At 60.7% G+C, this 25,883-nt stretch carries 21 protein-coding genes; 7 read left to right on the top strand and 14 right to left on the bottom strand.

Annotation, left to right across the window (positions count from 1 at the left end):
* From C9413_RS05920 to C9413_RS05905, 4 genes are all read right to left on the bottom strand, one after another.
* The coding region (locus C9413_RS05920; RefSeq protein ID WP_170250267.1) for a Cache 3/Cache 2 fusion domain-containing protein at nt 1-515 on the bottom strand (515 nt) is incomplete at its 3' end.
* A gap of 216 nt (nt 516-731) precedes the next feature.
* A complete protein-coding gene (locus tag C9413_RS05915) occupies nt 732-3,263 on the bottom strand; it encodes a HAMP domain-containing methyl-accepting chemotaxis protein (protein WP_039844004.1) in 2,532 nt (843 codons plus the stop codon).
* A gap of 294 nt (nt 3,264-3,557) precedes the next feature.
* Entirely contained in the window at nt 3,558-3,701 is a 144-nt protein-coding gene (locus tag C9413_RS05910; RefSeq protein ID WP_166677308.1) for a hypothetical protein, read from the bottom strand.
* Nucleotides 3,702-3,851: 150 nt separating this feature from the next.
* Complete coding sequence (locus C9413_RS05905; protein WP_039846628.1) at nt 3,852-5,039, bottom strand: NAD(P)/FAD-dependent oxidoreductase; 1,188 nt, start codon at nt 5,037-5,039, stop codon at nt 3,852-3,854.
* A gap of 121 nt (nt 5,040-5,160) precedes the next feature.
* On the opposite strand from C9413_RS05905, the gene C9413_RS05900 reads away from it, so the two are divergent.
* The 5 genes from C9413_RS05900 (at nt 5,161) to edd (ending at nt 12,114) form a co-directional block, all read left to right on the top strand.
* Nucleotides 5,161-6,597, top strand: a complete 1,437-nt coding sequence (locus C9413_RS05900; protein WP_039844003.1) for a glutamine synthetase family protein — start codon at nt 5,161-5,163, stop codon at nt 6,595-6,597.
* A 12-nt stretch (nt 6,598-6,609) separates the two neighbouring features.
* Nucleotides 6,610-7,908: an FAD-binding oxidoreductase gene (locus C9413_RS05895; protein ID WP_039844002.1), complete on the top strand. Its 1,299-nt coding sequence runs from the start codon at nt 6,610-6,612 to the stop codon at nt 7,906-7,908.
* Between the two features lie 134 nt (nt 7,909-8,042).
* A complete protein-coding gene (gene zwf / locus C9413_RS05890; protein WP_039844001.1) occupies nt 8,043-9,518 on the top strand; it encodes a glucose-6-phosphate dehydrogenase in 1,476 nt (491 codons plus the stop codon).
* Between the two features lie 11 nt (nt 9,519-9,529).
* Nucleotides 9,530-10,228 carry a 6-phosphogluconolactonase gene (gene pgl / locus C9413_RS05885; RefSeq protein WP_039844000.1) on the top strand — a complete coding sequence of 233 codons (699 nt, stop codon included), beginning with the start codon at nt 9,530-9,532 and terminating at the stop codon, nt 10,226-10,228.
* Nucleotides 10,229-10,293: 65 nt separating this feature from the next.
* Entirely contained in the window at nt 10,294-12,114 is a 1,821-nt protein-coding gene (gene edd, locus C9413_RS05880) for a phosphogluconate dehydratase (RefSeq protein WP_039843999.1), read from the top strand.
* A 53-nt stretch (nt 12,115-12,167) separates the two neighbouring features.
* Here edd and C9413_RS05875 read toward each other — a convergent pair whose 3' ends face one another.
* From C9413_RS05875 to C9413_RS05850, 6 genes are all read right to left on the bottom strand, one after another.
* Complete coding sequence (locus C9413_RS05875; RefSeq protein ID WP_039843998.1) at nt 12,168-12,521, bottom strand: hypothetical protein; 354 nt, start codon at nt 12,519-12,521, stop codon at nt 12,168-12,170.
* Between the two features lie 168 nt (nt 12,522-12,689).
* Complete coding sequence (gene ugpC / locus C9413_RS05870; protein WP_039843997.1) at nt 12,690-13,778, bottom strand: sn-glycerol-3-phosphate ABC transporter ATP-binding protein UgpC; 1,089 nt, start codon at nt 13,776-13,778, stop codon at nt 12,690-12,692.
* Nucleotides 13,779-13,799: 21 nt separating this feature from the next.
* On the bottom strand, nt 13,800-15,452 hold the full coding sequence (locus C9413_RS05865; RefSeq protein WP_039843996.1) for an alpha-glucosidase: 1,653 nt from the start codon (nt 15,450-15,452) through the stop codon (nt 13,800-13,802).
* A 34-nt stretch (nt 15,453-15,486) separates the two neighbouring features.
* Nucleotides 15,487-16,650, bottom strand: a complete 1,164-nt coding sequence (locus C9413_RS05860; RefSeq protein ID WP_039843995.1) for a carbohydrate ABC transporter permease — start codon at nt 16,648-16,650, stop codon at nt 15,487-15,489.
* Nucleotide 16,651: 1 nt separating this feature from the next.
* Nucleotides 16,652-17,665, bottom strand: coding sequence for a sugar ABC transporter permease (locus C9413_RS05855; RefSeq protein ID WP_022717197.1), 1,014 nt, complete (start codon nt 17,663-17,665; stop codon nt 16,652-16,654).
* A gap of 164 nt (nt 17,666-17,829) precedes the next feature.
* Nucleotides 17,830-19,191 carry an ABC transporter substrate-binding protein gene (locus tag C9413_RS05850; RefSeq protein WP_039843994.1) on the bottom strand — a complete coding sequence of 454 codons (1,362 nt, stop codon included), beginning with the start codon at nt 19,189-19,191 and terminating at the stop codon, nt 17,830-17,832.
* A 273-nt stretch (nt 19,192-19,464) separates the two neighbouring features.
* On the opposite strand from C9413_RS05850, the gene C9413_RS05845 reads away from it, so the two are divergent.
* Nucleotides 19,465-20,487, top strand: a complete 1,023-nt coding sequence (locus tag C9413_RS05845) for a substrate-binding domain-containing protein (protein ID WP_039843993.1) — start codon at nt 19,465-19,467, stop codon at nt 20,485-20,487.
* Nucleotides 20,488-20,490: 3 nt separating this feature from the next.
* Here the strand turns inward: C9413_RS05845 and folD are convergent, their stop codons facing one another.
* From folD to C9413_RS05825, 4 genes are all read right to left on the bottom strand, one after another.
* Nucleotides 20,491-21,390: a bifunctional methylenetetrahydrofolate dehydrogenase/methenyltetrahydrofolate cyclohydrolase FolD gene (folD, locus tag C9413_RS05840; protein WP_039843992.1), complete on the bottom strand. Its 900-nt coding sequence runs from the start codon at nt 21,388-21,390 to the stop codon at nt 20,491-20,493.
* Between the two features lie 251 nt (nt 21,391-21,641).
* Complete coding sequence (locus tag C9413_RS05835) at nt 21,642-23,318, bottom strand: hypothetical protein (RefSeq protein ID WP_039843991.1); 1,677 nt, start codon at nt 23,316-23,318, stop codon at nt 21,642-21,644.
* 113 nt (nt 23,319-23,431) lie between these two features.
* The gene (locus C9413_RS05830) at nt 23,432-24,274 is read right to left on the bottom strand and encodes a WecB/TagA/CpsF family glycosyltransferase (protein ID WP_052451483.1); all 843 of its coding nucleotides are present in this window, start codon (nt 24,272-24,274) and stop codon (nt 23,432-23,434) included.
* A gap of 213 nt (nt 24,275-24,487) precedes the next feature.
* Nucleotides 24,488-25,429 carry a LysR family transcriptional regulator gene (locus C9413_RS05825; protein ID WP_039843990.1) on the bottom strand — a complete coding sequence of 314 codons (942 nt, stop codon included), beginning with the start codon at nt 25,427-25,429 and terminating at the stop codon, nt 24,488-24,490.
* Nucleotides 25,430-25,523: 94 nt separating this feature from the next.
* On the opposite strand from C9413_RS05825, the gene C9413_RS05820 reads away from it, so the two are divergent.
* Nucleotides 25,524-25,883: NAD(P)H-dependent oxidoreductase (locus C9413_RS05820; protein ID WP_170250266.1), on the top strand; the 360-nt coding region annotated here is incomplete at its 3' end.

Below are 25,883 nucleotides of genomic sequence, written 5' to 3'. Positions count from 1 at the left end.
CCGGCGGCCCTCTTGACCGGGACGGAGCCGGTCATGAAATTCCGGCCGAAGCGCTGCGCCGGACCGTAGTAGGCCTTGCCGTTGCCGAGAACCGGCTGCGCGGGATGATCGGCTGCAAGCTTGGTGCCGACAGCGCGGCTGCCATCTTCCTTCTTCAAGTTGGTCGAAACGCGGACATAGTCATTGCCCTGCTTTTGAAAGACCGTCGCGACACCTGCGATCGACTGGGCCGTGCGATCGACGAGGGCATGGTCCTTGAATTCGGGAATGCCATCTTCCGTCACGGAGAGAAGCTCATCCCCCGTCACGCCGACAGCCGCGTTCGCATCCGCCACACCATAGAGTACCGCCATCGTGCGGCTTGCGCCCCTTGCGTCCGAAACGGCGCTTTCCATCACGTATCGGCCGAGATTGTGGTATGTGACTGCGACAATCGCCGCGGTGCTGATGGCGAGCAGAGCAAGCGTGATCGCAACCACCTGACGCACGATGGACGTCGAAAAGAATCGCGGCATGAAGACCTCCGGTGAGTACAACCAAAGTAAGAATAAGAGAAAAGCGTTAAGGATTTTTCTCGCAAACGGCTTGCCTTCAAAGAAGTTGCCAGTGGCCCTCTGGCAGCTGCTTTCCTTCCTTCCGGATTAGCCGCACCGGGATGGCCAGTTTGCAACCATAGGAAAAGCGGCTCCGCAGACCGAAGCCGCTTTTCGAGTGGCAAGATGGCGCAAAGCTTATGCCGCGCGATAGAACGCTGCGTCGGAGCCTTCGCCGTCGATCTTGAACTGCTGGACGAGACCGAGAAGCGCATCCGCCTGACCGGCAAGTTCGCGGCTCGCGGCTGTCGTCTCCTCCACCATCGCGGCATTCTGCTGGGTCATCTGGTCCATCTGATTGACGGTCGCGTTGACTTCCTGCAGCGCACCCGACTGGTCATGGCTTGCACGGGCGATCATCTCGACATGCTGGCTGATCGTCACGATCTGCGCGCTGATCTTTGCAAGCACGGTACCAGTCTCCTGCACGAACTGCGAGCCTGAGCTGACCTCCGTCGTCGACTTGTTGATCAGGCCCTTAATTTCCTGCGCGGCAGCGGCGGAACGCTGCGCCAGTTCGCGGACTTCCATGGCAACAACTGCAAACCCCTTGCCTGCATCGCCCGCCCGCGCGGCTTCGATGCCGGCGTTCAGCGCCAGGAGGTTGGTCTGGAAGGCTATCTCGTCGATGACGCCGATGATCTGTTCGATCTGGCGCGATGCGTCCTCGATGCGGGTCATCGCGTCGATGGCGTTGCTGACGACGGTTGCCGAATCGTCGGCGCTGCGCTTGGCCTCGCGAACGACCTGGTCGGCATCCTTGGCACGCGCCGCCGAGGAACGGACGGTGACGGTGATCTCATCGACAGCAGCCGCCGTTTCCTCGAGAGACGCGGCCTGATGCTCCGTGCGCCTTGCGAGATCTTCGGCGGACTGAGCCATCTGATTGCCGTTGCCCTGGATCATTTCGACATTGTCGCGGATCTGGCTCATCGTTGCCTGGAGGCGCAGCATCGAGCCGTTGAAATCCTGGCGCAGCTGCTCGAGGCGGCCGATGAACGGTGTTTCGATCGTGGTCGAAATGTCGCCCTGCGCCATACGTTCGAGGCCAGCGGCAAGCTCGTTGACGGCGAACTCGATCTGGCGATCCATCTCGCGCTTTTCGGCGTCGTTGCGCTGGCGCTCCTGTTCGGCGGCTGCGCGCTCTTCTTCGCTTTCTTCCTCGATGCGGATCTTCGAGATCGCATTTTCCTTGAAGATGCCGAGGGCGCGGGCCATGTCGCCGATCTCGTCGGACCGTTTCTCACCGGAAATGCTGGTATCCAGCGCACCGTCGGCAATGCGACGCATGGCGGCAGTGATCTGGCCGATCGGACGCTGCAGCGTCAGCACCAGGGCAAAGCCGCCGACGATCGAGACGAGGATGCCGAGGCCCGTCGTCAGAACGGAGATGCTGTTTGCCTGCGTGCGCTCGGTTCCTGCCGACTGCTTCTGCAGCTCGGCGAAGGTCGTCAGTTGGCCCCAGACGCTATCGAGCTGCTGGCGGGCGGCTGCATAGTCAGTGGTACGCTGGCCGATTGTCGCGACCAGCTTTTCGCCGTCGCTGTCCATGGAAGCCAGTGCGGGCGACATGGCGGCAACGATATCTTCCGCGAAGTCCATGCCTTTGGCGCTCGCAAGCAGCGTGTTCAGATTGGTGCCAAGCGTCGTGATTTCCTGATGCAGGCGAACGCGGTTGTCCGGGTTCGGCTTGGCGGTGAATTCGCCGAGCACCAGCTGCAGCGAATAGATCGAGGTCTCAAGACGGCGAGTGTCTTCGAGAACGGAGTTCGTCTGAGCGATGCGGCCGTCGAGCTCGACGAACGTCGTCGTCGCTTCCCGCATCATCTGCGTAGCCGTCAACTGCGTATAGGTGGACATCTGGCGGAAGCGGGAAACAAGGCGGCCAAGGTTGGCAATCGCTTCATCGGTCGCTGCATCAGGGGCTGCCGCCTGCGTCTTCAGGTCGTTGATCGTCTGGGCAATCGACTGCGTCATGCTCTTCTGGTTTTGCGGCACGGAGATTTCGATGAGGCGCTGCGCCTTGGCGATCTGCGGGATCGCATCGGTGACGACCTTCAGCTTGTCGGCAGGCGCCTGCGCCTTGTTGAAGGCGGTCATGACGGAGGCAAGCGTATCGCCACCCTTCAACAGCCGATCTGCCGCGCGCAGCGTCGCGGTGGCATTGCCTTCGTCGTTGCGGATATTTTCCTGGAGCTGCTGTGCGTCGTAATTGACATTGAAACGGCTGCTGATCAGCGTCTTCTGTGCGTCATCGATCGACTTGCGAAGCGCCAGCTCCTGTTCATGAAGAGACCATAGCTTGCCGACGGTATCCGCAATCCCAGCCGTGCCGTCCGACGCGGCTTGCAGGTTCTCGCGGCCATCATTGTCGCCGATCTGGTTCAGGGTGGCTTTCAGCGTATCCCGCTGCGTCTTGATGTCGGTGTAGAGCTTGTCGCGTGCTTCCTGGTTGGTGATCTGCAGGAAATCGCCCATCGAGCCATACAGATCCTTGAAGCCACTGAGCGACTGGAGCACGCTGTTTGAAATCTCCATGCGGCCCTGCAGCAGGCCGGAGGCATAGAGGCCTGTCAGACCGACGGCGGAAATGGTGATCACAAAAGGCAGGACGAAGATCAGAACCTTGGTCTTGATCTTGAAGCGCGAAAGGATCTTGTCAATAAACATGGCGATACCGGCCTTCCATACACCACTCCTCCCACCGGCCGAAATCGGCGCCGGCCGAGTGCATCGAGCTGATTGTGGGACACTGGGGAACCCGAGGGTCAGGCGGCAATCATTGCCAAATCATCTCCGGCACAAAAGCGGCGATGCCCAAACATTCGCGGTGAATGTGACAGAAGATATCTTAATATTCAGATAAGCTGAACCGTTTGAAATCGCGTCTTCCCGCATCGGCATATCCGCCCAGCAGTGTGCCGCGCAAGGACAAAGCGCAAAAAGTATGACGAAAGGGATGTGTCAGAAGCCCTGAGCGATCAGGAGGGTCACAAGCGCCGCCGTTGCACCGGTCGCGAGCATGAGGAAGCGGGAGATCGCAAGCCTCGTATCAGGCTTTACCTGGGCGATTGCGATGGCGCGGGCGCGTCGAGCGTTCCTGTTCATGCGAAGATCCCCACTTCTTTCAAGACTCAACAATCCATCAAAACGGCTTGCCGGTAAAGCGCAATTTAGGAAGCTCTTTCCTAACGGCCATTGGGACACGATGGCGCAACCTTCTTAACAGGTCTTGAATCTCCTGCTCCAGATTCCTGCCTACAAGGATTCACCTGCGGCAAAACCCGAGGCCCAGGCCCACTGGAAATTATAGCCGCCGAGCCATCCCGTCACATCGACGCATTCGCCGATGAAATAGAGGCCGGGTACGCTTTTCGCCTGCATCGTGCGGGAGTCGAGCCCAGCGGTATCTACGCCTCCAAGCGTCACTTCTGCGGTGCGATAGCCTTCCGAGCCGGACGGCTTGATCTTCCAGTTCTGCACCGCATCGCAGAGACGGATCAGCCCCTTGTCCGAGAGATCGGCCATGTTGCCGGAAATGGCTTGGCGTTCCGTCAGATATTGCGCCAGCCGCTTCGGCAGGATTTCACCGAGCGCCGTCTGGGCCGACTGGCGGCCGTTCGCCTGCTTGGCTTTTTTCAGATGCAGCAGAAGGTCGACATCCGGCTCGATATCGATGGCGATCTCATCCCCTTCCCGCCAATAGGAGGATATCTGCAGGATTGCCGGGCCGCTGAGGCCGCGGTGGGTAAAGAGCAGGGCCTCGCGAAAGCCGGTTTTTCCATGCCTGATTTCGGACGGCGCCGAGATCCCCGAAAGCGGCGCAATGCTTTCCAGCAGGACGGGATCGAGCGTCAGCGGCACGAGACCCGGGCGCGTTTCGACGAGCGCGAGACCGAACAGTTCGGCGATGCGGTAAGCAAATCCCGTCGCACCCATCTTCGGTATCGACTTGCCGCCGGTCGCCACGACGAGCGAGGCGCACTCGTATTCGCCGTCGGACGTCCTGACGCGAAAGCCGTCGCTGTCTTTTTCAACGGTGAGCATTTCGGTCTGCAACCGCAGTTGCACGCCTGCCGCCCGCATCTCGTCGAGCAGCATCCGGATGATGTCCTTGGCACTGTTGTCGCAGAAGAGCTGGCCGAGCGACTTTTCGTGCCAGGCAATTCCGTGCCGGTCGACCATGGCGATGAAATCGGCGGGCGTAAAGCGTGCAAGGGCGGATTTGCAGAAGTGCGGATTGGCGGACAGGAAGGTCTTCGGGCCAGCATGGATATTGGTGAAGTTGCAGCGTCCGCCGCCCGAGATGCGGATTTTCTCCCCCGGCAATTTCGCGTGATCGAGCACGACCACCGAACGGCTGCGCTGCCCGGCGCGAATGGCGCACATCATTCCGGCGGCGCCCGCGCCTATGACGATCACGTCGCTCTTCAGTCTCAAGCCCATTTCCTTTCTGTGAAAGGCGCCTTCTTTTTCTATCAAATGGCGAAAGTCAACGCTGCCGCCCCTCGCCAATTGCCAAACTCCAGTTATGATGACCTTCCGATCAACCGCGACCATGTGTGTCATGTCACCCAAGAAGACGACGCTGAAGCCTGCCAGAAACGTGCCTGCCTCTACGAAAATTCCCCCAGATCCCGGATCTTCGCGCGGTGTGGCAAACTGGAAGGAAGCGGCGCAGTGGCTTCGCGCACGCGGCATCGAGGACATCGAGTGCATCACCCCGGACCTCGCCGGCGTTCCGCGCGGCAAGATGATGCCGACATCGAAATTCACGTCCAATACGTCGCTCGCCCTGCCCTCGGCGATCTATCGCCACACGATCTCCGGCGAATATCCCGAGGAGACCGAGAGCTTCCGCTACGAGCCCCGTGACAGCGACCTCAAGCTGATGCCTGATCTTTCGACGCTTTCCGTCGTTCCCTGGGAGACTGATCCGACGGCGCAGGTGATCTGCGATATCGTCAATTCGGAAGGCGAGGAGGTTCCTTATACACCGCGCAACCTCCTCAAGCGCATCATGGGACTTTACGCCGAACGCGGTTGGAAACCGGTCGTCGCGCCGGAGATCGAATTCTATCTCGTCGCCAACAACGACGACCCGGATTATCCGTTGCGCCCGCCGAAGGGACGCTCGGGCCGCTCGATCCTCGGCGGCCAGGGTTATTCGATCGCCGGCATCAACGAGTTCGACGAACTGATCGACGATATCTATCATTTCTCCGAGAAACAGGGCCTCGAGATCGACACGCTGATCCATGAGGAGGGCCCAGCGCAGCTCGAGATCAATCTGCGCCATGGCGACCCTATCGAGCTTGCCGACCAGGTCTTCATGTTCAAGCGCACCATCCGCGAGGCTGCGCTGAAGCACGATATCTATGCGACGTTCATGGCCAAGCCGATGCAGGGTCAGCCGGGCTCGGCGATGCACATCCATCAGTCGGTCGTCAACATCGGGTCCGGCAAGAACGTCTTTTCCAATTCCGATGGATCGGCTTCGAAGGAGTTCTTCCACTTCATCGGCGGCATGCAGAAATATGTGCCGAGCGCACTTGTGATGCTGGCGCCCTACGTCAATTCCTACCGGCGCCTTGCGCCGGACATGTCCTGCCCAGTCAACAACGCTTGGGGTTACGACAACCGCACCACCGCATTCCGCGTGCCGGTTTCCGACCCGCAGGCACGGCGCGTCGAAAACCGGCTGCCGAGTTCCGATGCCAACCCCTATCTGGCCCTGGCTGCTTCGCTGGCATCGGGCCTTCTCGGCATCATCAAGGAGATCGAGCCGACGGCACCGACCGAGGAGGCAGCCAATGAAGGGTCGATCGACCTTCCGCGCGGCCTGCTCGAAGCCGTGGCACTCTTGGAAGACGAACCGGCATTCGAGGAGGTGTTCGGCAAGGAATTCATCGGCCTTTATGCAGGCGTGAAGCGGGGAGAGTTCGAAACCTTCATGCAGGTGATCAGCCCCTGGGAACGCGAATTCCTGCTGCTCAACGTGTGAGGAGGCCGCCGCATGACGGTGCAAGAAAACTGGCAGAGCCCCATCGCGCCGGGCGTTTCGTGGTACCAGGCGACGGTAGGCGAGCGGCCGACCTATCCGCAGCTTGACGGATCGAAGACATGCGACGTCGCCATCGTGGGCGGCGGCTATACCGGCTTGCAGGCGGCATACAATCTGGCGAAAGCCGGCGTCTCGGTCGTGCTGATCGATGCCTGCCGTTTCGGCGACGGGGCATCCGGCCGCAACGGTGGGCAGCTCGGCACCGGCCAGCGCTGGTGGCCGGAGGAACTGGAGGAGAAGATCGGCTACGAGCGTTCCAAAGCGCTCTTCGATCTTGCGGAGGCTTCCAAGAAACACCTGCTCGATTTTGCGACCGAACATCAGATCGACATCGAATTCATGCCCGGGCAGATGAACGTCTCGCACAAGGAAAGCTACACGCGTTTCTACTACGAAAATGCCGAGATCGCAGCCCTTCGTTACGATTATCCGCATCTGCGGTTCATGGACAAAGAAGAGACGCAGGAACGCCTCGGCTCCAAACGCTACTACTGCGGCGTGCGCGACACCGGCACCGGCCACATTCATCCGCTGAAGCTGCTGATCGGGCTGGCGCGCATTGCGGCCAATGCCGGGGCGCAGATTTTCGAGATGACCAAGGCGACCGCAATCGGCCAGGGCGGCGGCAAGGTGAGGATCGAAACGCCGAAGGGCACACTTGCCGCGTCCCGCGCGCTGATTGCCTGCAATGGCTATATCGGCAATCTGGAGCCGGTGACGGCAAGCCATGTCATGCCGATCCGCTCCTTCATCGGCGCAACCGTGCGGCTCCACGAATATCCTGCCGTGCTTCCCGGCGGGGAAGCCGTCGCCGACTCGCGTTTCGTCGTGCGTTATTTCCGCAAGTCCAAGGATGGACGACTGCTATTCGGCGGGCGGGAAGCCTATACCGCCGACAATCCGCGCGATATCAGCGAACATATCCGCCGCCAGATCGCCGAAATCTATCCGGCACTCAGGGACATCGAGATCACGCACGCCTGGGGCGGCAGCGTCGGCATAACGATGCCGCGCCAGCCCTTCGTGCGCGAAGTGATGCCGGGCGTCACCTCAATCGGCGGATATTCGGGCCATGGAGTGATGCTGTCAAATTACTGCGGCAAACTTTATGCAGAAGCGGTGCTTGGGAAATCAGCCGATCTGGAGCTCCTCAAGGCGCTCGATATTCCGGCATTTCCCGGTGGTGCGGCAATGCGCGCGCCGCTGCTTTTCCTCGCCTTGTCTTGGTTCGCGCTGCGCGACAAGTTTTAAGGGCGATTGCGGGATTTCCTCCCGGGGCAATTCGCTTTAAAACCGGGACCCGACAGATTCATTGCATCGCACACTGGCTTTTTTAAATCGATTAGATTAAAAGGCCGCAACCAGCCTGATTGAGAGAAGAGCTCATGAGCAGCCAGATCATTCCCGTCGAACCCTTTGATTATGTCGTCTTCGGCGGCAGCGGCGATCTTGCCGAGCGCAAGCTCCTTCCCGCCCTTTATCACCGCCAGATCGAGGGCCAGTTCACCGAGCCGACGCGCATTATCGGCGCTTCGCGCAGCCCGCTTTCCGATGACGAATACCGCAAGTTCGCCCAGGATGCCCTCAAGGAGCATCTGAAGAAGGGCGAGTATGACGAGGCCGAAGTCGAGAAATTCTGCAAGCGCCTCTTTTACGTCTCCGTCGACGCGCGTTCTGACGGCGGTTGGGATCAGCTGAAGAAGCTGCTGGACGAGGGCAAGGACCGCGTCCGCGCCTTCTACCTCGCCGTCGCACCCGGCATCTTCGGTGACATCTCGCAGAAGATCGCCGAACATAAGCTGATCACCAAGTCGACGCGCATCGTCGTCGAAAAACCGATCGGCCGCGACCTTTCCTCGGCGCTGTCACTGAACGATACGATCGGCCGTGTCTTCAAGGAAGAGCAGATCTTCCGTATCGACCATTATCTCGGCAAAGAAACGGTGCAGAACCTGATGGCGCTGCGCTTTGCGAACGCCCTGTACGAGCCGCTGTGGAACGCCAATTACATCGATCACGTGCAGATCACGGTTGCCGAAGCCGTCGGCCTCGAAGGCCGCGCCGGCTATTACGACACCGCCGGCGCATTGCGCGACATGGTGCAGAACCACATTTTGCAGCTCCTGTGCCTGACCGCCATGGAAGTACCGTCATCGATGGATTCCGAGGCGGTTCGCGACGAAAAGCTGAAGGTCCTGCGCGCCCTGAAGCCGATCGATGCTTCCAACGTCGAGCAAGTCACCGTGCGCGGCCAGTATCGCGCCGGCGCCTCCAGCAGCGGCCCGGTCAGGGGTTACCTCGAGGAGCTCGAAGGCGGCGTTTCGAACACCGAGACCTTCGTTGCTATCAAGGCCGAGATCAACAATTGGCGCTGGGCGGGTGTTCCGTTCTTCATCCGCACCGGCAAGCGACTTACCGGCCGCATGTCGGAAATCGTCATTACCTTCAAGCCGATCCCGCACGCAATCTTCGACCAGGCGGCCGGCCGCATCAACCAGAACCAGCTCATCATCCGCCTGCAGCCCGACGAAGGCGTCAAGCAGTCGCTGATGATCAAGGATCCCGGCCCGGGCGGCATGCGCCTGCGCAACGTCTCGCTCGACATGAGCTTTGCGTCAGCCTTCAATGTGCGCAATCCGGACGCCTATGAGCGCCTGCTGATGGACGTCATCCGCTCCAACCAGACGCTCTTCATGCGCCGCGACGAAGTTGAAGCCGCTTGGCAGTGGGTCGATCCAATGCTCAAGGGTTGGGAAACAACCGGCCAGCTCGTGCAAGGCTATACCGCCGGCACTTGGGGCCCAAGCCAGGCCATCGCGCTTATCGAGCGTGAAGGCCGCACCTGGCACGACAACATCTAGGATCGCGAGCGATGGCAGCAATCTTGCATGCTTTTACCAATGCAGCGGAACTTGCAAGCGGCCTTGCCGACAAGGTGACGGAGCGGCTTTCTGCAGCGATCACAGCCCGCGCAGCGGCCAGCATCGCCGTTTCCGGCGGCTCGACCCCGAAGGCCTTCTTCCAAGAGCTCTCCGTCCGCGACCTCGACTGGAGCAAGGTGACCGTCACGCTTGTTGACGAGCGCTTCGTTCCCGCGGACAATGAGCGTTCGAACCATCTGCTGGTCGCCAACAATCTGCTGCAGAACAAGGCGAAGGCGGCGCGCTTCCTGCCGCTCTATCAGAAATCAGGCTCTGCCGAAGATGCGGCAAAGCTTGCGACTGCCGAGACGAAAACGATTGGCAACCCGTTCGATGTGGTGATCCTCGGTATGGGCGGCGACGGCCACACGGCATCGTTTTTTCCCGGCGGCAGCAACCTTGCTGCCGCGCTCGATCCGGCGACGCCGCGCGGCATCATCACGATGGAAGCGGAAGGCGCCGGCGAGCCGCGCCTGACCTTCACCTTCTCCAGCCTTCAGGATGCCGGGCTCCTGGTGCTTCACATAGAAGGCGCGGGTAAGAAAGATACGCTGTCGAAAGCGGAAGATGCCGGAGAAGAGGCCGAGATGCCGATCCGGGCCGTTTTGCGCCGGGCGGCTTCCCCGGTCGAAATCTACTGGGCGCCGTAAAACCAAGCCTTCGGGCAGAGCCGCCGAATGTAAAACTTGAGAGCAACCAAGGCAGGATACCTCCCATGTCCGCTAACGCACGCATTTCCGCGATCACATCCCGCATCGTCGAACGATCAAAACCGACGCGTGATCGATATCTGGAACGCCTGCAAGCCGCGACTTCCAACGGCGTGAACCGCTCGATACTCGGCTGCGCCAACCTCGCCCACGGCTTTGCGATCTGTTCCCCCTCCGAAAAGGATGCACTGGCGGGCGACCGCGTGCCCAATCTCGGCATCATTACCGCCTACAACGATATGCTCTCGGCCCATCAGCCGTTCGAGACCTATCCGGCGATCATCCGCGAAGCTGCGGCGGAGGCTGGGGGCATTGCCCAGGTCGCCGGCGGCGTTCCGGCCATGTGCGACGGCGTCACGCAGGGCCAGCCGGGCATGGAGCTGTCGCTCTTTTCCCGCGACCTGATTGCCATGTCTGCCGGCATCGGCCTGTCACACAACATGTTCGATGCGGCGCTCTTCCTCGGCGTCTGCGACAAGATCGTGCCGGGCCTCGTGATCGCGGCCCTCTCCTTCGGGCACCTGCCCTCGATCTTCGTGCCGGCGGGGCCGATGACCAGCGGGCTGCCCAACGACGAGAAGTCTCGTGTCCGCCAACTCTATGCGGAAGGCAAGGTCGGCCGCGCCGAGCTGCTCGAGGCCGAGTCCAAGTCCTATCACGGCCCGGGAACCTGCACCTTCTACGGCACGGCAAACTCCAACCAAATGCTGATGGAGATCATGGGCTTCCATCTGCCCGGCTCTTCCTTTATCAATCCGGGCACGCCGCTGCGCGAAGCGCTGACGCGCGAGGCGGCAAAGCGCGCTCTGGCGATCACTGCACTCGGCAACGAGTTCACGCCCGCCGGCGAAATGATCGACGAGCGCTCCATCGTCAACGGCGTCGTCGGCCTGCATGCAACCGGCGGCTCCACAAATCACACGCTGCATCTCGTCGCCATGGCGCGCGCTGCCGGCATCCAGCTCACCTGGCAGGATATTGCCGAACTCTCCGAGGAAATCCCGCTGCTTGCCCGCGTCTATCCGAACGGACTGGCGGATGTTAACCATTTCCACGCCGCAGGCGGCATGGGCTTCCTCATCAAGGAGCTTTTGAAGAAGGGCATGCTGCACGATGACGTGCGCACAGTGGCCGGCCAGGGTCTCGAAGCCTATACGATCGACGTGCGCCTCGGCGACAACGCCACGGTGGTTCGCGAACCGGCACCGGAAAAGAGCCACGATGGCAAGGTGCTCGCCAGCATCGAAACGCCGTTCCAGTCGAATGGCGGCCTTAAGATGCTGCGCGGCAATCTCGGCAAGGCGGTCATCAAGATATCCGCGGTGAAGCCGGATCGCCATATCATCGAGGCGCCGGCGATCGTCTTCCATAGCCAGCAGGAGCTGCAGGACGCCTTCAAGGAAGGCAAGCTCAACCGCGACTTCGTGGCGGTTGTGCGCTTCCAGGGGCCGAAGGCAAACGGCATGCCGGAGCTGCACAAGCTGACGCCGCCGCTCGGCGTACTGCAGGACCGCGGCTTCCACGTCGCCCTCCTGACGGACGGACGCATGTCCGGCGCGTCAGGCAAGGTTCCGGCTGCGATCCATGTGACGCCGGAAGCTGTCGAGGGCGGGCCTATCGCCCGCATAATGGACGGCGACATCATCCGGCTCGATGCAATTCGCGGCACGCTGGAAGTCCTCCTCGATGCCGCCACCCTGGCAGACCGCGAGCCGGTGACGGCCGATCTTTCGGACAATGAATTCGGCATGGGGCGCGAGCTCTTCGCTCCGTTCCGCCGCTCCGTCGGCGCCTCCGACCACGGCGCCAGCGTCCTCTTCCACTGACGCAAACAACCCGCGAACGGATCGCGGGCTTGTTCAATTCCAGAAATGTCCGATCAGGCGCGAACGTCTAGAACGTAGTCGCGATGCGCCGGATGCGTGCTGTAGACGAAAATCTTGTTCAGTTCCTTCTGCGTCAGCAGGCGCAGGAAGCGGACCTCGATGGTGTTGTTGGCGTTCACCCGCATCAGCATGCAGCCGACCTTGGTGATGCGTGCATCGGGAATATCCAGATAAAACTGCTTCGGCAAAGTGAACTGCGTCAGGATCGCCAGGATCGCGCTGCTCATCGAAATTCGTATGATATCGCAGCGACGGGACGCCATGTGCATGACCCCCTTTTCGGTGTACTCGATCCGCGCAGCGTTCATCGTATCCTCCATTTTGAACCGCTGTTCGCGGTCGTACATGAAGGATTCTTCCCTGTTGAGAAAATGCCCTGGAGGCAATGGATTGGATGCACCCACGACCCTGATTCCCCTTGTAACTATAAGGGGAAAGCTAGCAGCGGATGTTTAACAGAAGGTGATGATCGCTGCGTTTCAGGCGGTCATAAAGAACCGCCCAAAAATAGTCTCCTACCTTCTGTACGTGTGGCCTTCGGCATCGAAAAGATGCAGTTTCGAGCGATCGGCAGCGAACCTCATCTTCTGACCTTTCTTGATGTCGGTGATGCCCGGCAGCTTGACGATGATCGGCTCGCCCGGCACCAGGCCTTCGATGTAAAGAAGCGTGACTTCGCCGAGCGCTTCGACGATCGAGACCTCGCCTTCGAAGATGTAGTCGTCGCCATTGGCGATCTGCAGGTCTTCAGGGCGCACGCCGAAGCTTGCCGTCTTGCCTTTTTCGGAAGCCGCGGTCGGAATGTCGAGCCCGACCGACCTGCCGCCCTTCAGCGTGATCGTCGTGGTGGCACCCGCTTCACTGATGGTAGAGGGGATGATGTTCATGGCCGGAGAGCCGATGAACTTCGCGACGAAGAGGTTGGCCGGACGCTCGTAAAGCTCCAGCGGTGCGCCGACCTGCTCGATGTGGCCGGCCGACAGGACGACGATACGGTCGGCAAGCGTCATCGCCTCGACCTGGTCGTGGGTGACGTAAATCATCGTGGTATCGGCCATCTGCTCATTGAGGCGGGCGATTTCGATACGGGTCGCGACGCGCAATGCTGCGTCGAGGTTCGACAGCGGCTCGTCGAAGAGGAAGACCTTCGGATCACGGCAGATGGCGCGGCCGATCGCAACGCGCTGGCGCTGGCCACCGGAGAGCGCCTTCGGCAGGCGGTCCAGATAATTGGTGAGCTGCAGGCTTTCGGCGGCGGCTCTCACGCGACGATCGATCTCCTGCTTGCTCTCGCCAGCGATCTTCATGCCGAAAGCCATGTTGTCGAAGACCGTCATGTGCGGATAAAGCGCGTAGGACTGGAACACCATGGCGATGCCGCGCTTCGACGGCGGGACGTCGTTGACGAGCTGGCCATCGATATACATCTCGCCGCCCGTGATGTTCTCAAGGCCGGCGATCATGCGCAGCAGCGTTGACTTGCCGCAACCCGACGGCCCCACGAAGACGATGAACTCACCCTGGTTGATCTCCAGGTCGATGCCGTGGAGGACATCCACGGAGCCGTAGGATTTACGGATTTCCTTTAGAGTAAGTCCTGTCATTTGGTGCTCCCCTCCTGATCCTTAGGCGAGACGGGCGAAATACGCCCCCCAAGCCGGAATATCGATCTTGTCGCCGTAGTTGTTGCTGGTGAAACCGTGTCCCGTCAATGCCTGCCATTCTCCCATCGGTAAGCTGACGTTGATTTCCACCGGGCTCATGTTGAAAACGCAGAGCAATTGCTCGTTGCCATATCTGCGCGTGAAGACGAGCCCATCGCCTTGCGGCTGCTCGAATTCGATCTCGCCCTTGGCAAACGCCGGATGCTGCTTGCGAAAGGCGAGGAAGCGGCGGTAGTGCTCGAGCACGGAATTCTCGTCGCCCTGCTGCACGCTGACGGCGCGCAGGATATGCTCGACCGGCACCGGCAGCCACGGCGTGACGGTCGAAAAGCCGCCCTGGGAAACCTGCGAGTCCCAGACCATAGGCGTGCGGCAGCCGTCGCGTCCCTTGTACTCCGGCCAGAACTGGATGCCGTATGGATCCTGCAGGTCCTGGTAGGCAAGATCGGCTTCGGTCAGGCCGAGCTCCTCACCCTGATAGAGGCAGACGGAGCCACGCAGGGTCATCAGCAGGGAAGCATATTGCTTGGCAAATGCGTCATGATCGGCGACGAGCGAACCCCAGCGGCTGACATGACGCATGACGTCGTGATTGGAGAATGCCCAGCAGGCCCAGCCATCGGGCGCTGCGGCGGCGAAATCTTCCATCACTTCTTCGACGCGCTCCGGCGAAAGCGGATCGGGGGCGAGAAACTCGAAGGCATAGCACATATGCATCTTGTCGTTTCCGGAAGTGTATTCGCCGACGATCTCCAGGCCGCGCTGGCTGTCACCTACTTCGCCGACGGCCGCGATTGCCGGAAATTCTTCCAGAACCGCACGGAAGCGCTTCAGAAACTCCAGGTTCTCCGGCCGGTTCTTGTCGTAGATGTGTTCCTGGAAATTATAGGGGTTCACCGCCGGCGCGGTCGAAGCGTTGCGGCGGGCGGGCGGCAGCGCCGGATTGTCGCGCAGCTGCTGGTCGTGAAAGTAAAAATTGATCGTGTCGAGACGAAAGCCGTCGACGCCGCGCGTCAGCCAAAAGCGGACAACATTGAGCAACCGGTCCTGTACTTCCGGATTGTGCAGGTTCATGTCCGGCTGCGAGGTCAGGAAATTGTGCAGGTAATACTGCATGCGCCGCGGATCCCACGCCCATGCCGAGCCGCCGAAAATCGACAGCCAGTTGTTCGGCGGCGCGCCATCCGGCTTTGCATCCGCCCAGACATACCAATCCGCCTTTGCATTCGTCTTGCTGGAACGGCTTTCGGCAAACCAGGGGTGCTGGTCCGAGCTGTGCGAGATGACGAGGTCGATCATCACCTTGATGCCGAGGCGATGGGCCTCTGCGATCATCGTGTCGAAATCCACCAGCGTGCCGAAGATCGAATCGACGTTCTCGTAGTCCGAAACGTCGTAGCCGAAATCGCGCATCGGCGAGGTGAAGAAGGGTGAAATCCAGATCGCGTCGGCACCGAGGTTTGCTACATACGGAAGGCGGGCGGTGATGCCCTTCAGATCACCGATGCCGTCGCCGTTTGAATCCTGAAAGGAGCGCGGGTAGATCTGATAGATTACCGCACCGCGCCACCAGTCCTTGTCGACGGTCAAATTGGTTTGGGATGCTATGCTCATGTCTGTTCCTGCGGGATGTGTCGTATTGGGATGATCAGCCCCCCTTGACCGAACCGGCGAGCAGGCCGCGCACCAGATAGCGCTGCAGCCCGAAGAAGACGAGCAACGGTATGATGATGGTGACGAAGGCCGAAGCCGTTAGGATTTCCCAGTTGCCGCCGCGCGAGCCGAGCAGCGCGTTCAGCGCGCCGGTCAGCACGAGGTGCTGCCTGTCGGTGCCGAGGAAGACCATGGCAACAAGCAGGTCGTTCCACACCCAGAGGAACTGGAAGATCGCGAAGGATGCAAGTGCGGGGAAAGAAAGAGGCAAAACGATGCGGACGAAGATTTCGAAATCGCTCGCGCCATCGACGCGCGCCGATTCGATGATCTCCTTCGGCAGCCCTGCGATATATGCGCGGAGCAGGTAGATGGCGAGCGGCATGCCGAAGGCCGTGTGCGCCAGCCAGATGCCGAGATAGGTCTTGGACGGCGCATCGAAAGCCGCGCCGACCATATTGTAGAGGCGCAGCAGCGGGATCAGCGACATCTGCAGCGGCACGACGATGAGACCGACGACGAGCGCGATCAACAGTGCGCGGCCCGGGAACTCCATCCAGCTCAAGGCGTATGCTGCAAAGGCAGCTATGAGGATCGGAATGATGGTCGCCGGGATCGTCACCGTCAGCGAATTGATGAAGGATTGGCCGATGCCCTCGCCCGTCAAAACCGTCCGGTAGTTCTGCATCGTGAATTCCGGCGGCGTTGCGATCGAAACGTAGACGCGCCGGCCGCCGTCGTCCGGGCCGAAGGGGCCATTCTTTGTGTAGCGGTAGCTGCCGTCGCTGTCGACGAGCAGCGAGACGCCGTCGCCGAGGTCGGCGGTCTCACCGGCGCTGTAGGCAGCGGGCTGCTGGACACGCGTGCCGAAGGCTTTGATCGAACGTCCCTGCTGGCCTTCCAGGACATTGCCGGCGATCACATAGGTCGCGCCCTCTTGCTTCTGCTGGTCGGGCTGTCCAAGGCGCGATGCCACGGTTCGGGAGGAGCCGGCGAAGGCTGTCCACCAGCCGGAGACGACGAGCTGGTCCTTGTCTCGCAGCGCGCTGATGAAGATGCCGAGCGTCGGAATCAGCCACAGGATCACGATGACCAGAACAACGAAGTGCACGAAAAGGCGAGCGGGGCCAATCTTGAAGAAATCTCTGGCAAGCGTCATCTCAGTGGCCTCCCAGCTCACGATTGGCGCGGCGGACGTTCCAGACCATGATCGGCGTCACGGCCAGCATGATGATGAGGGCGATGACGGCGCTTCGGCCGGAATCGCCGCCTCCGCGGAACATCCAGTTGAACATCAGATTGGCAAGAACCATCGAGTTCCATTGACCGTTGGTCATGGTCAGAACGATGTCGAAGACCTTCAGCACGAGAATGGTGATGGTGGTCCACACGACGGCGATCGATCCCCAGACCTGCGGCACCATGATGCGCCAGAAGATTTGCCAGCCGTTGGCGCCGTCGATGACAGCCGCCTCGATGGTTTCTTCCGGAATACCGCGCAGCGCTGCGGAAAGAATGACCATGGCAAAGCCCGTCTGGATCCAGATCAAGATCACCATGAGGAAGAAGTTGTTCCAGAAGGGCACCGAAATCCACACCTGCGGCGTGCCGCCGAAAAGCTGCACGATCGCGTTCAAGAGCCCGATCTGGGTGTCGTTGCCGCCGCGAAACTCGTAGATGAACTTCCAAATGACGGATGCGCCGACGAAGGAGATCGCCATCGGCATGAAGACGATGCTCTTGGCGATGTTGCCCCACCAGATGCGGTCGGTCATCACTGCGATGACCAGGCCGAAGAACGTGCAGGCCGCCGGAACGACGGCAAGCCAGAGAATATTATTGAAGATGGATTGGCGAAATTCACGATCGCCGAAGGCCCACTGGTAATTTGCAAAGCCGACGAACTGCTCACCGGAGCGATCGTAGAAGGAGAGGATGAGGGTCGCCACGACGGGGTAGACGAGATAGACGATCAGCAAAAACAGCGCCGGCCCGAGAAAGAGCCACGGGCGGATCATCGCACGGCGGTTCAGATTGCGCGCTGCCGAACGAATGTCGCCATCCTTCACGGGGAGCGCCAGATCCAGAATCTTGTTCGAAAAATAGAAGTAGGCCGAGCAGGCGAATACCGCCACCACCACAACGCCCAACGCGGAAACTATCTGCGACAGCATTCGTCCCTCCCCGTGCTACCCTTGCCCATGTTGAAGGGCCGACACCAGTTACCGTCAAATTCTTTATGCGTTTGATCACAGTATCCGGCGTTGACCGGCCCCCCACGGGTCCGGTCATTCGTGCCAGCAATGCCGCGGGTTTGCCGCGGCACCGGCAATCGCGATTACTTGATGGCGTCCCAGGAGGCCTGGATTTCCTTGCCGGTGTCTTGCGCAGACTTGCCGCCGACGAAATCGACCATGCCGGTCCAGAAGGCGCCTGCGCCGATCTTGCCGGGCATTAGGTCCGAACCGTCGAAGCGGAAGGTCGTGGCCGTCGTCAAGATCTCGCCTTCCCTCTTCATCTGCTCGTTGGCATAGGCCGCGGTGTTCACACCCTTGTACGGCGTCAGGAAGCTCGACTGCGCCATCCAGACCTCATGCGCGATCGGCGTCTTCAGGAATTCGACGAAAGCGCGGGCGGCCTTCGAATCCTTGGTGATCGAGACAAGCGTGCCGGCACCGAGAACCGGCTTGCCGAGGTCGGCATGCGCCGCATAGGTCGGCATATAGAAGAAGTCGGCGTCCTGACCGAGCTTCGTGCCTTCGGGGAAGAAGGACGGGATGAACGAAGCCTGATGGTGCAGGTAGCACTTCGGCGGAACGGCGAAGAGACCTTTCGGGCTGTCGCGGAAGTCGGTCGAAGCAACGGCCGCAGCACCGCCATCGACATAGCTCTCGTTCTTGGCGAACTTGCCGAATTCATCGATTGCAGCAACGACGGCCGGGTCGGTGAACTTCACTTCGTTCGTGGTCCACTTGTCATAGACATCCGGCTTGTTCATGCGCAGCATGATGTCTTCGATCCAGTCGGTCGCAGGCCAGCCGGTCGCACCGCCAGACCCGAGGCCGATGCACCACGGAACGCCGCCGTCCTTGACGATCTGATCCGTCAGGGCATGGAGCTCTTCCATCGTGGTCGGAACCTTATATCCAGCTTCCTTGAAGTTTTCCGGAACATACCAGACAAGCGACTTCACGTCGGCCTTGTACGGGAATGCATAGTAACCGTCCTTGCCGTCCTTGCCCTTGTAGGTGCCGTAACCGACCCAGCTGTCGCCTGCGCCGTAATTTTCCTTCACCCACTTGGAATTCTCCTCGCCCAGCGGCGTCAGGAGGCCCTTGCTGGCGAGATCGGCCAGGAGGCCGGGCTGCGGCAGGATCGCGACGTTCGGAGGCGAGCCCGCCTGCGTATCGATGACGATCTGCTGTTCGTAGTTTTCAGAGGATGAATAGGTGGCATCGACGCCCGTCGCCTCAGTGAAATAAGCCAGAATGCTGCGGAAAAAGGCCTCGTCCTCACCGCGCCACGGCCCGAAGATTGTCAACGGCTCGCCTTTCAAATCGGCGTGAGCTGCCTTGAACTCGTCATAGCTTTTCCAGTTGAACTTCGTATCCTGGCCTGGAGGAAACTTCAGATCGGCAGCAGAAGCTGCCCCGGCAAACAGCGCCGTTACGGCAACGCCCATCAACAGAATTTTTTTCATGTGATCAACCTCCCATCACAATCCCAACGGCGCTTCCCAACCTCCCGAGAGCAAATTTCAAAGCGCTTTGACACTCATTTCACTTTCGGCAGAAAAGAGTCAAGCCATTTCCAAAATACCGCGGAACGAGACGCTTGCATTGCCCATTGCAGCGGCACCTGGAGGGGAATATGGAGCGATTTTTCTTGAGTCAAGCGCCGGAGTTGCTACATAATTGAAAGCGCTTTGGACGCAGGGAGGCGTGTTGAGGGCGCTGAGGAGGAAACGCGGCAGGTGAATCTCAAACAGCTCTCGGAAATGCTTGGTCTTTCGCAGACGACCGTCAGCCGTGCACTCAATGGCTATCCTGAAGTCAACGAGGCGACGCGCGAACGTGTGCTTCGCGCCGTCAAGGAAACGGGATACCGGCCGAACAAGGCGGCTCAGCGTCTCGCGACCGGCAAGGCGGGTTCGATCGGACTGGTGATGCCGATGGCGCCCGGCCATCAATCGGATATACATTTTGGCGAGTTCCTGGCCGGTCTCGGAGAAGAGGCCGTCCGGCAGGACTTCCATCTCGTCATCATGCCCTCTGACCCCGACGACGAAGTGGCTGCACTTCGCCGCCTCGCGATCAGCGGCAATGTCGATGCGCTTTTCGTTGCCTATATGCGCGCTCACGACCCGCGCCTGGCGATGCTGAAATCGCTGGCGATGCCGTTCATAGTGCATGGCCGCTCGTTCGGGTCGGAGCCGGATTATCCCTTTCTCGATATCGACAACGAGACCACCTTCTACGATGCCGCGAAACTCCTTTTGCAGCTCGGCCATACGCGATTCGCGCTGATGAACGGGCCGGCGCATCTCGACTTTGCGATCCGCCGGAAGAACGGCGTCGTCGCGGCCTTGTCGGAACGGGGACTGGCCCTTTCCAAAACCTGCGTCAGTCACTCGCTGATGACCGACGAGCAAGGCCTGATCGCGATGGAGCAGTTTCTGCAGATGGCGGAGCGTCCGACTGCCGTCCTCTGTTCCAGCACCGCGCTCGCACTCGGCGCGATCCGCGCCCTGAACCAGGCCGGCCTGAAGCTCGGTGAGGATATCTCGCTCATCGCCCATGACGACGAGCTGCCGCTTCTGAAGCCGGAGAATTTTTCGGTCCCGCTGACGACGACGCGCTCGTCTCTTCGTGCCGCCGGCGCCCGGATTGCGCAGCGCCTGATCGGCACCGTCAAAGAGACCGGCTCCTATCCGGAGCACGAGCTGTGGAAAGCGGAGCTGATCGTTAGGGCCTCGACCGGCCCTGCACCGCGATAGGCCTCAAAATTTCGGCGGCGTCTGGCCGGCCGCGCGATGCCCGGCAATGACGGTATTGGCCATCAGCATGGCGATCGTCATCGGGCCGACGCCACCGGGAACCGGGGTGATCACCGCGGCAACATTCGATGCTTCCTCGAAGGCGACGTCGCCGACCAGCCGTGTTTTGCCCTCGCCCCTTTCCGGTGCGGCGATGCGGTTGATGCCGACATCGATGACAGTGGCGCCGGGCTTGACCCAATCGGCCTTGACCATCTGCGGCCGGCCGACGGCCGCAACCAGGATATCGGCATTGCGGCAGACGGCGGGCAGATCCTTGGTGCGCGAATGAGCAATCGTCACCGTCGCATTGGCATTGAGCAGCAACTGCGCCATCGGCTTTCCAAACAGGTTCGATCGGCCGATGACGACGGCGCTCAGCCCAGACAGGTCCTCGCCATGCATTCGGCGGACGAACACCATGGCACCGGCCGGCGTGCAGGAGACGAGGCCAGTTTCAAGGTCGCCAGTCGCAAGCTTGCCGGCATTGACGACGTGCAGCCCGTCGACATCCTTTTCCGGCAGGATCGACTGGATGATCGGATCGCTGTTCAGATGCTTCGGCAGCGGTAGCTGTACGAGGATGCCATGGATCGAGGGATCGGCGTTGAGTGACGAAACGAGCGCGGCAAGCTCTTGTTGCGTCGTCTCGGCCGACAGGGTGTGCTGTACCGACTTGAAGCCGCATTGCTTGGCCATCTTGCTCTTTGCATTGACATAAGCATGGCTTGCCGGATCGTCGCCGACGATCACAACGGCAAGCCCGGCCTTCACGCCGCTCTGCTTTTCGAGCGAAGCCGCTGCCATCTTTACTGTTTCGATTATCGAAGCGGCCACCTGCTTGCCATCGATCACTGTCGTCACGCGATTCTCCTGCACTGCCTCGCGCGCAAACTAGGCTCTCGCCAGCCGCGCTGTTTGCCTCAGAACGCCGTATCCTGTTTAAAAGCGGCAAATGCAAGAGCTTTAACATCTTCCCGGCGCTAAAGTATCTGGGTTGGTCAAGCGGCGTTGACGGACCATACCCGACCGTTGCGCAAGAGCGCGTTGGCGAGGATATGAAGCTTGCGCATCACGAGGTTCCGCGCGCGATTTCGATGATGCCGCGGCCGAGATCAACGATGGCCGGCGCCGTGGGATTGCAGCCTGTCGCGCAGGAAGGCGAGCCGATCGCGCAGCAGTTCGAGTTCGCCGGCTGCCACCTCCGGTTGTTCCGGGACCGTTAGCGTGTGCGCGGCACGTGGGGGACGCTCTCGCAAGAGGCGCAAACCAAGCATGCCAGCAAGGCCGATTGCCATTGCAAGTGCAGCCCCGACAGCAGAGCGAACCGGAAGTCCGGGGCCGGCGGCAACGGCAGTGGTCTTTATCGGCTTGGCGGCAGTGATCGGAGCGACGATGGAAGCCGTCGCTCTAACGGCATCTGCCATCCGCGATCTCGCCGCCTCTGTCTTGTCGCGCAGTTCGGTCAGTCTGGCGAGATCGACACCGGTGTCCCGGCTCATTGCGATCAGCGTGTTGCGCTGATCGTTCAGCGTCTTTCGTGCTTCTGCGGCTGCCTTGAGAGCGGCATTTGCGTCTTGGGCCTGGCGAGCCAGCTCCTTCGCAACCTTCTCCTTCAGGCCGTCAACGACAGCCTGCTGTCCGAGACGGCGCGGATGGCGCGGACCGAGCTCGTTCGAAAGCAGCGACAGCGTCGCCTTCTCGGTGACGTATTTGTCGCGCGCGTCCTGCAGCGCAGGCGAAATCACTTCGAGTGGCAAGGAACCGTTGAGCACATCGCCGGGCTTGGCCACCTTGAGACGATCGGTCTCTTGTTTGGCAAGCGTGATCCGCTGCTCGGCGACCTTGAGATCGGCGTCAAGCTGGTTGATGCGCTGCTGAAGATCACTTGCGACTTTGACGTTGCCTTCGCCGCTGCTTGCGGTGAAGGCGACCAGCTGCGCCTTCACGTCCTCATAGGCCTTGCGCAACCCTGCGCCTGCCTCCGCCGATGCAGGAGGCCCGCTGGACGTCAGCATATCGGAAAGCCAGGAAGCGATACGCAAAGACTTGGCGCCATCGGCCGTCGTGACTGTCAGACGGACTGCGCCCTGCGTTCCATCCGCATTGGCCTCGACCATTCCCGCAAGCGCCGCTTCCGCACGCGAGGCCGCGTCGGCCGCAACACCAGTGCCCGATAGGAGATCAAGTGCTACGCCGATCGCGGATTGGTCGCCGGTGAACTCTGGATCGCGATCGAGCTTCAGCGCCCCTACGGCGGCAGACATGGTGCGGCCGGAAAGCAGGCGTTTCACGGCTGCCGCGGTCACGGCGCCGCGCTCGGCTTTGCCCGCCTGCACTTGAAATGCCGCCTCCGCCGCATAATGGGGGGGGTCGGCAGGCATCAGCAAGGGGATGCCTGCGCCGATCAAGGCAGCAACTGCGATTGTGCCGATCGGCTTCGCCAAACTGCGGCGGCGGACGGGTCGAGCGCTGAGATTTGCTGCGTCTACCTGCCGGGCCTCGGCAGACGCCTCCGGTTTATACTGCGGCGGCTGCGGCGGACGGACATCGTTTGCGGCACGAAGACGTGTTTCGAGGATTGTCTCGATGCGTTCGACCAGATGCGACGGTTGGGGCGGTGCGCTCCGCTGCAGGCGCTGCTCTTCGAGTGCTTTTCCGATCACCCTCAGCAGTTCGGCCTCCGAGGGGCGAACGGGAAGGGTTTCGAGATTTCGGTCTCGTGCATCGATAGGCCCCGCCGTTGCCGCTCGACGCCTATCAATGCTGCCTCTTAACCTGCTGTCATACATGACGCCCTATCTCAAGCGCACGAGCCGAGCCGCCCGTAGGAAGCGGATGATTAAGACACTCTAAATTTTCATGGCAAAGAAATGGTTAACACAGCGAGGCAAGAAGCAGGGTCTCAGTGAGCCCCCTCGCTCTGTTCCTGCGGTAACGGCAAGGGGACGCTGTTGTTGCCCGCCTGGCTAAGGATGCGCTCGCGGCGATTGAAGCGGTATTGCATCACGTAAAACAGAAAGACCGGGATGCCGAGCACATAACGCCGCCAGAGACGGGCCGGTTCCTGCAGCATCCGGTAGGCCCACTCCAGCCGCATCATGCGAACGGTTTCCGGAGCGCGGGGAACAACTCCGGAGATGAAATCGAAGAGCGCCCCGACAGTCAGAACAAGCCGGGCATGGTCGGCGCGAATGTGATGATGCGCCCACTTCTCCTGCAGCGGCGTTCCCATGCCAATGATCAGGATGTCGAGGTCCTGGCGCTCAACCTCGTCGATGAGCTCCGTTGGGTTCTCCTTGTCGAAATAACCGTCCGAAATGACGATGAATTCGTGCCAGGGCGCATGCTTGCGGAAATTCGCTGCGGCTTTTTCGACGACTTCGCGCCTGCCGCCGATCAGGCCGACACGGCGCGGATTTTCCATATAGGTCAGAAAGGCGGGAACGAAGTCCGTGCCATTGAGATTGGCAGGAAACGGCGCCCCATGCGCTATCTTGGAAGCGATGTTCAGGCCGATGCCGTCCGGCAGGACAAGATTCTGCAGGAGGATATCCCGGTATTCGCCATCGCGCAGCGTCGTCAGCATGTTGTGAGCGTTGACGAAGGAAATGACGGTCTGGCCGACAGGAAACGAGGCGAGCTCGTTGATGAAGACGAGCGCGTCGTCCCATCCGAGGTCGCACACCGGCACGTCGAAGATCGTGCGGCGCGATGCGAGAACCGCGAAATTCGCGATCAGGTTCATTCCAACCTCCAGCTAGGGTGCTTCACGCGCCCAACATCCCGGAAAACACAAGATATATTCCGCACCAGCAGGTTTTTACGAACCGGCAGCACCCGCCCCGCCTGCAGCAAGTCCCGAATGCTGCATCGGGAATATGAAGGGAGCTATAGCAGGTGGGTTTCAAACAACTCTTAGAAAAGTCGTTCGAATTCCGCCGCCGCTTTCAAGGCTTTGTTAAGCTTGTGCGCCAAAGCGCTGCGGCTTTTCGATCCCCGCAATGCCGCCAATCTGCTCGACGAGGAAGTCGACGAGCAGCCGGACCCGGGCAACGCCGGCGCGTTCGGGGACAATCAGCATGCTGAGCGGGACAGGCCGCAGCGAATAGTCCGGCAAGATCACCTCAAGCTTGGCAGCCGTCACGAGATCGTCGACAAGCCATTGATGGGTCGGTGCGATGCCGCGCCCGGCGACCATGGCCTGGCGTGCAGCAAGCCCATGGTCGACCCGAAAGCGCCCTTCAAAGGGAACGGCATGGTCTTCGCCTCCAGGCCCCCGCAAAGCGAGCATGTCGCTCCCTGCCACATTCGACATACGGATGCCTTCATGACCGAGCAAATCCTGCGGGACAACCGGCTTGCCCCGCGCTGCAAGATAGTCCGGTGACGCGACGAGCAGACGCCGGGACTGGCCGAGCGCCCGCAGCTTCATCGAACTGTCGGTGAGCGGGCCTAAGCGAAGCGCGATATCGACGCCTTCCCGCACAAGGTCGACACGCTCATCGGTAAGGCTGAGGTCGACTCCGATATCGGGATAGCGGTCCTGAAACGCGAAGATCAGCCGGCTGACGTGCAGAACCCCAAAAGCCGCAGTGCAGGAGATCCGGATCGTGCCGGCCGTCGCACCGCGCGTGCCCCGCGCCTCATCGCCGGCCTGTTCGACAAGGCGCAGGATCTGGACGCTGTTGGCATAATATCGGCTGCCTTCATCGGTCAGCGCGACACGCCGGGTGGTCCTGCTCAGCAGAGGCACGCCGACGGCCTCCTCAAGCTCCCGCAAATGCCGCGTGACCGTCGACTGACCGACCCCGAACTCGCGCGCGACCGCCGACAGGCTGCCGCGTTCGGCAACACGGATGAAGGTTCGCATACGTTCCAGCGTAACGTCTGAACTATCCATTATTCGGCATAATCTTATGCATTACGCACATCTAGTGGATGATTTAAACCCTGTCTACCTATGGGTCAGTTCTCACCATCAAGGATCACTGGCTATGAAAGTTCTGCTTGTCTTCGCTCATCCCGAACCGCGCTCGCTCAATGGGGCACTACGAGACGTTGCCATGAAGGCGCTCGAGGCCCAGGGCCATGAGGTGCGCGTGTCCGACCTGTATGCCGGGGGCTGGAAATCCGAGATTGACCGTGCCGACTTTCCATCGCTGGAAACGGATACGCGGTTCATGCCTGTCGCTGCATCCAAGAGAGCTTTCGAAACTGGGGCGCTGACCGAGGATGTCAAAACCGAGATCGATAAGCTCCTGTGGGCCGATATGCTAATCCTCCAGTTTCCGCTTTGGTGGTTCAGCATGCCGGCAATCCTCAAGGGCTGGGTCGAGCGGGTCTATGCCTATGGG

Source organism: Rhizobium sp. SEMIA 4085 (assembly GCF_013004495.1).
GTDB lineage: Bacteria > Pseudomonadota > Alphaproteobacteria > Rhizobiales > Rhizobiaceae > Rhizobium > Rhizobium gallicum.
Note: the sequence above shows the minus strand (reverse complement) of the source record. Positions and strands in the feature narration are given on the sequence as shown.

What these genes read in the sequence shown, in the direction of transcription:
- C9413_RS05915 (WP_039844004.1), bottom strand. Translation starts at nt 3,263, where the DNA reads ATGTTTATTGACAAGATCCTTTCGCGCTTCAAGATCAAGACCAAGGTT.
- C9413_RS05910 (WP_166677308.1), bottom strand. Translation starts at nt 3,701, where the DNA reads ATGAACAGGAACGCTCGACGCGCCCGCGCCATCGCAATCGCCCAGGTA.
- C9413_RS05905 (WP_039846628.1), bottom strand. Translation starts at nt 5,039, where the DNA reads ATGGGCTTGAGACTGAAGAGCGACGTGATCGTCATAGGCGCGGGCGCC.
- C9413_RS05900 (WP_039844003.1), top strand. Translation starts at nt 5,161, where the DNA reads ATGTCACCCAAGAAGACGACGCTGAAGCCTGCCAGAAACGTGCCTGCC.
- C9413_RS05895 (WP_039844002.1), top strand. Translation starts at nt 6,610, where the DNA reads ATGACGGTGCAAGAAAACTGGCAGAGCCCCATCGCGCCGGGCGTTTCG.
- zwf (WP_039844001.1), top strand. Translation starts at nt 8,043, where the DNA reads ATGAGCAGCCAGATCATTCCCGTCGAACCCTTTGATTATGTCGTCTTC.
- pgl (WP_039844000.1), top strand. Translation starts at nt 9,530, where the DNA reads ATGGCAGCAATCTTGCATGCTTTTACCAATGCAGCGGAACTTGCAAGC.
- edd (WP_039843999.1), top strand. Translation starts at nt 10,294, where the DNA reads ATGTCCGCTAACGCACGCATTTCCGCGATCACATCCCGCATCGTCGAA.
- C9413_RS05875 (WP_039843998.1), bottom strand. Translation starts at nt 12,521, where the DNA reads ATGTACGACCGCGAACAGCGGTTCAAAATGGAGGATACGATGAACGCT.
- ugpC (WP_039843997.1), bottom strand. Translation starts at nt 13,778, where the DNA reads ATGACAGGACTTACTCTAAAGGAAATCCGTAAATCCTACGGCTCCGTG.
- C9413_RS05865 (WP_039843996.1), bottom strand. Translation starts at nt 15,452, where the DNA reads ATGAGCATAGCATCCCAAACCAATTTGACCGTCGACAAGGACTGGTGG.
- C9413_RS05860 (WP_039843995.1), bottom strand. Translation starts at nt 16,650, where the DNA reads ATGACGCTTGCCAGAGATTTCTTCAAGATTGGCCCCGCTCGCCTTTTC.
- C9413_RS05855 (WP_022717197.1), bottom strand. Translation starts at nt 17,665, where the DNA reads ATGCTGTCGCAGATAGTTTCCGCGTTGGGCGTTGTGGTGGTGGCGGTA.
- C9413_RS05850 (WP_039843994.1), bottom strand. Translation starts at nt 19,191, where the DNA reads ATGAAAAAAATTCTGTTGATGGGCGTTGCCGTAACGGCGCTGTTTGCC.
- C9413_RS05835 (WP_039843991.1), bottom strand. Translation starts at nt 23,318, where the DNA reads ATGTATGACAGCAGGTTAAGAGGCAGCATTGATAGGCGTCGAGCGGCA.
- C9413_RS05830 (WP_052451483.1), bottom strand. Translation starts at nt 24,274, where the DNA reads ATGAACCTGATCGCGAATTTCGCGGTTCTCGCATCGCGCCGCACGATC.
- C9413_RS05825 (WP_039843990.1), bottom strand. Translation starts at nt 25,429, where the DNA reads ATGGATAGTTCAGACGTTACGCTGGAACGTATGCGAACCTTCATCCGT.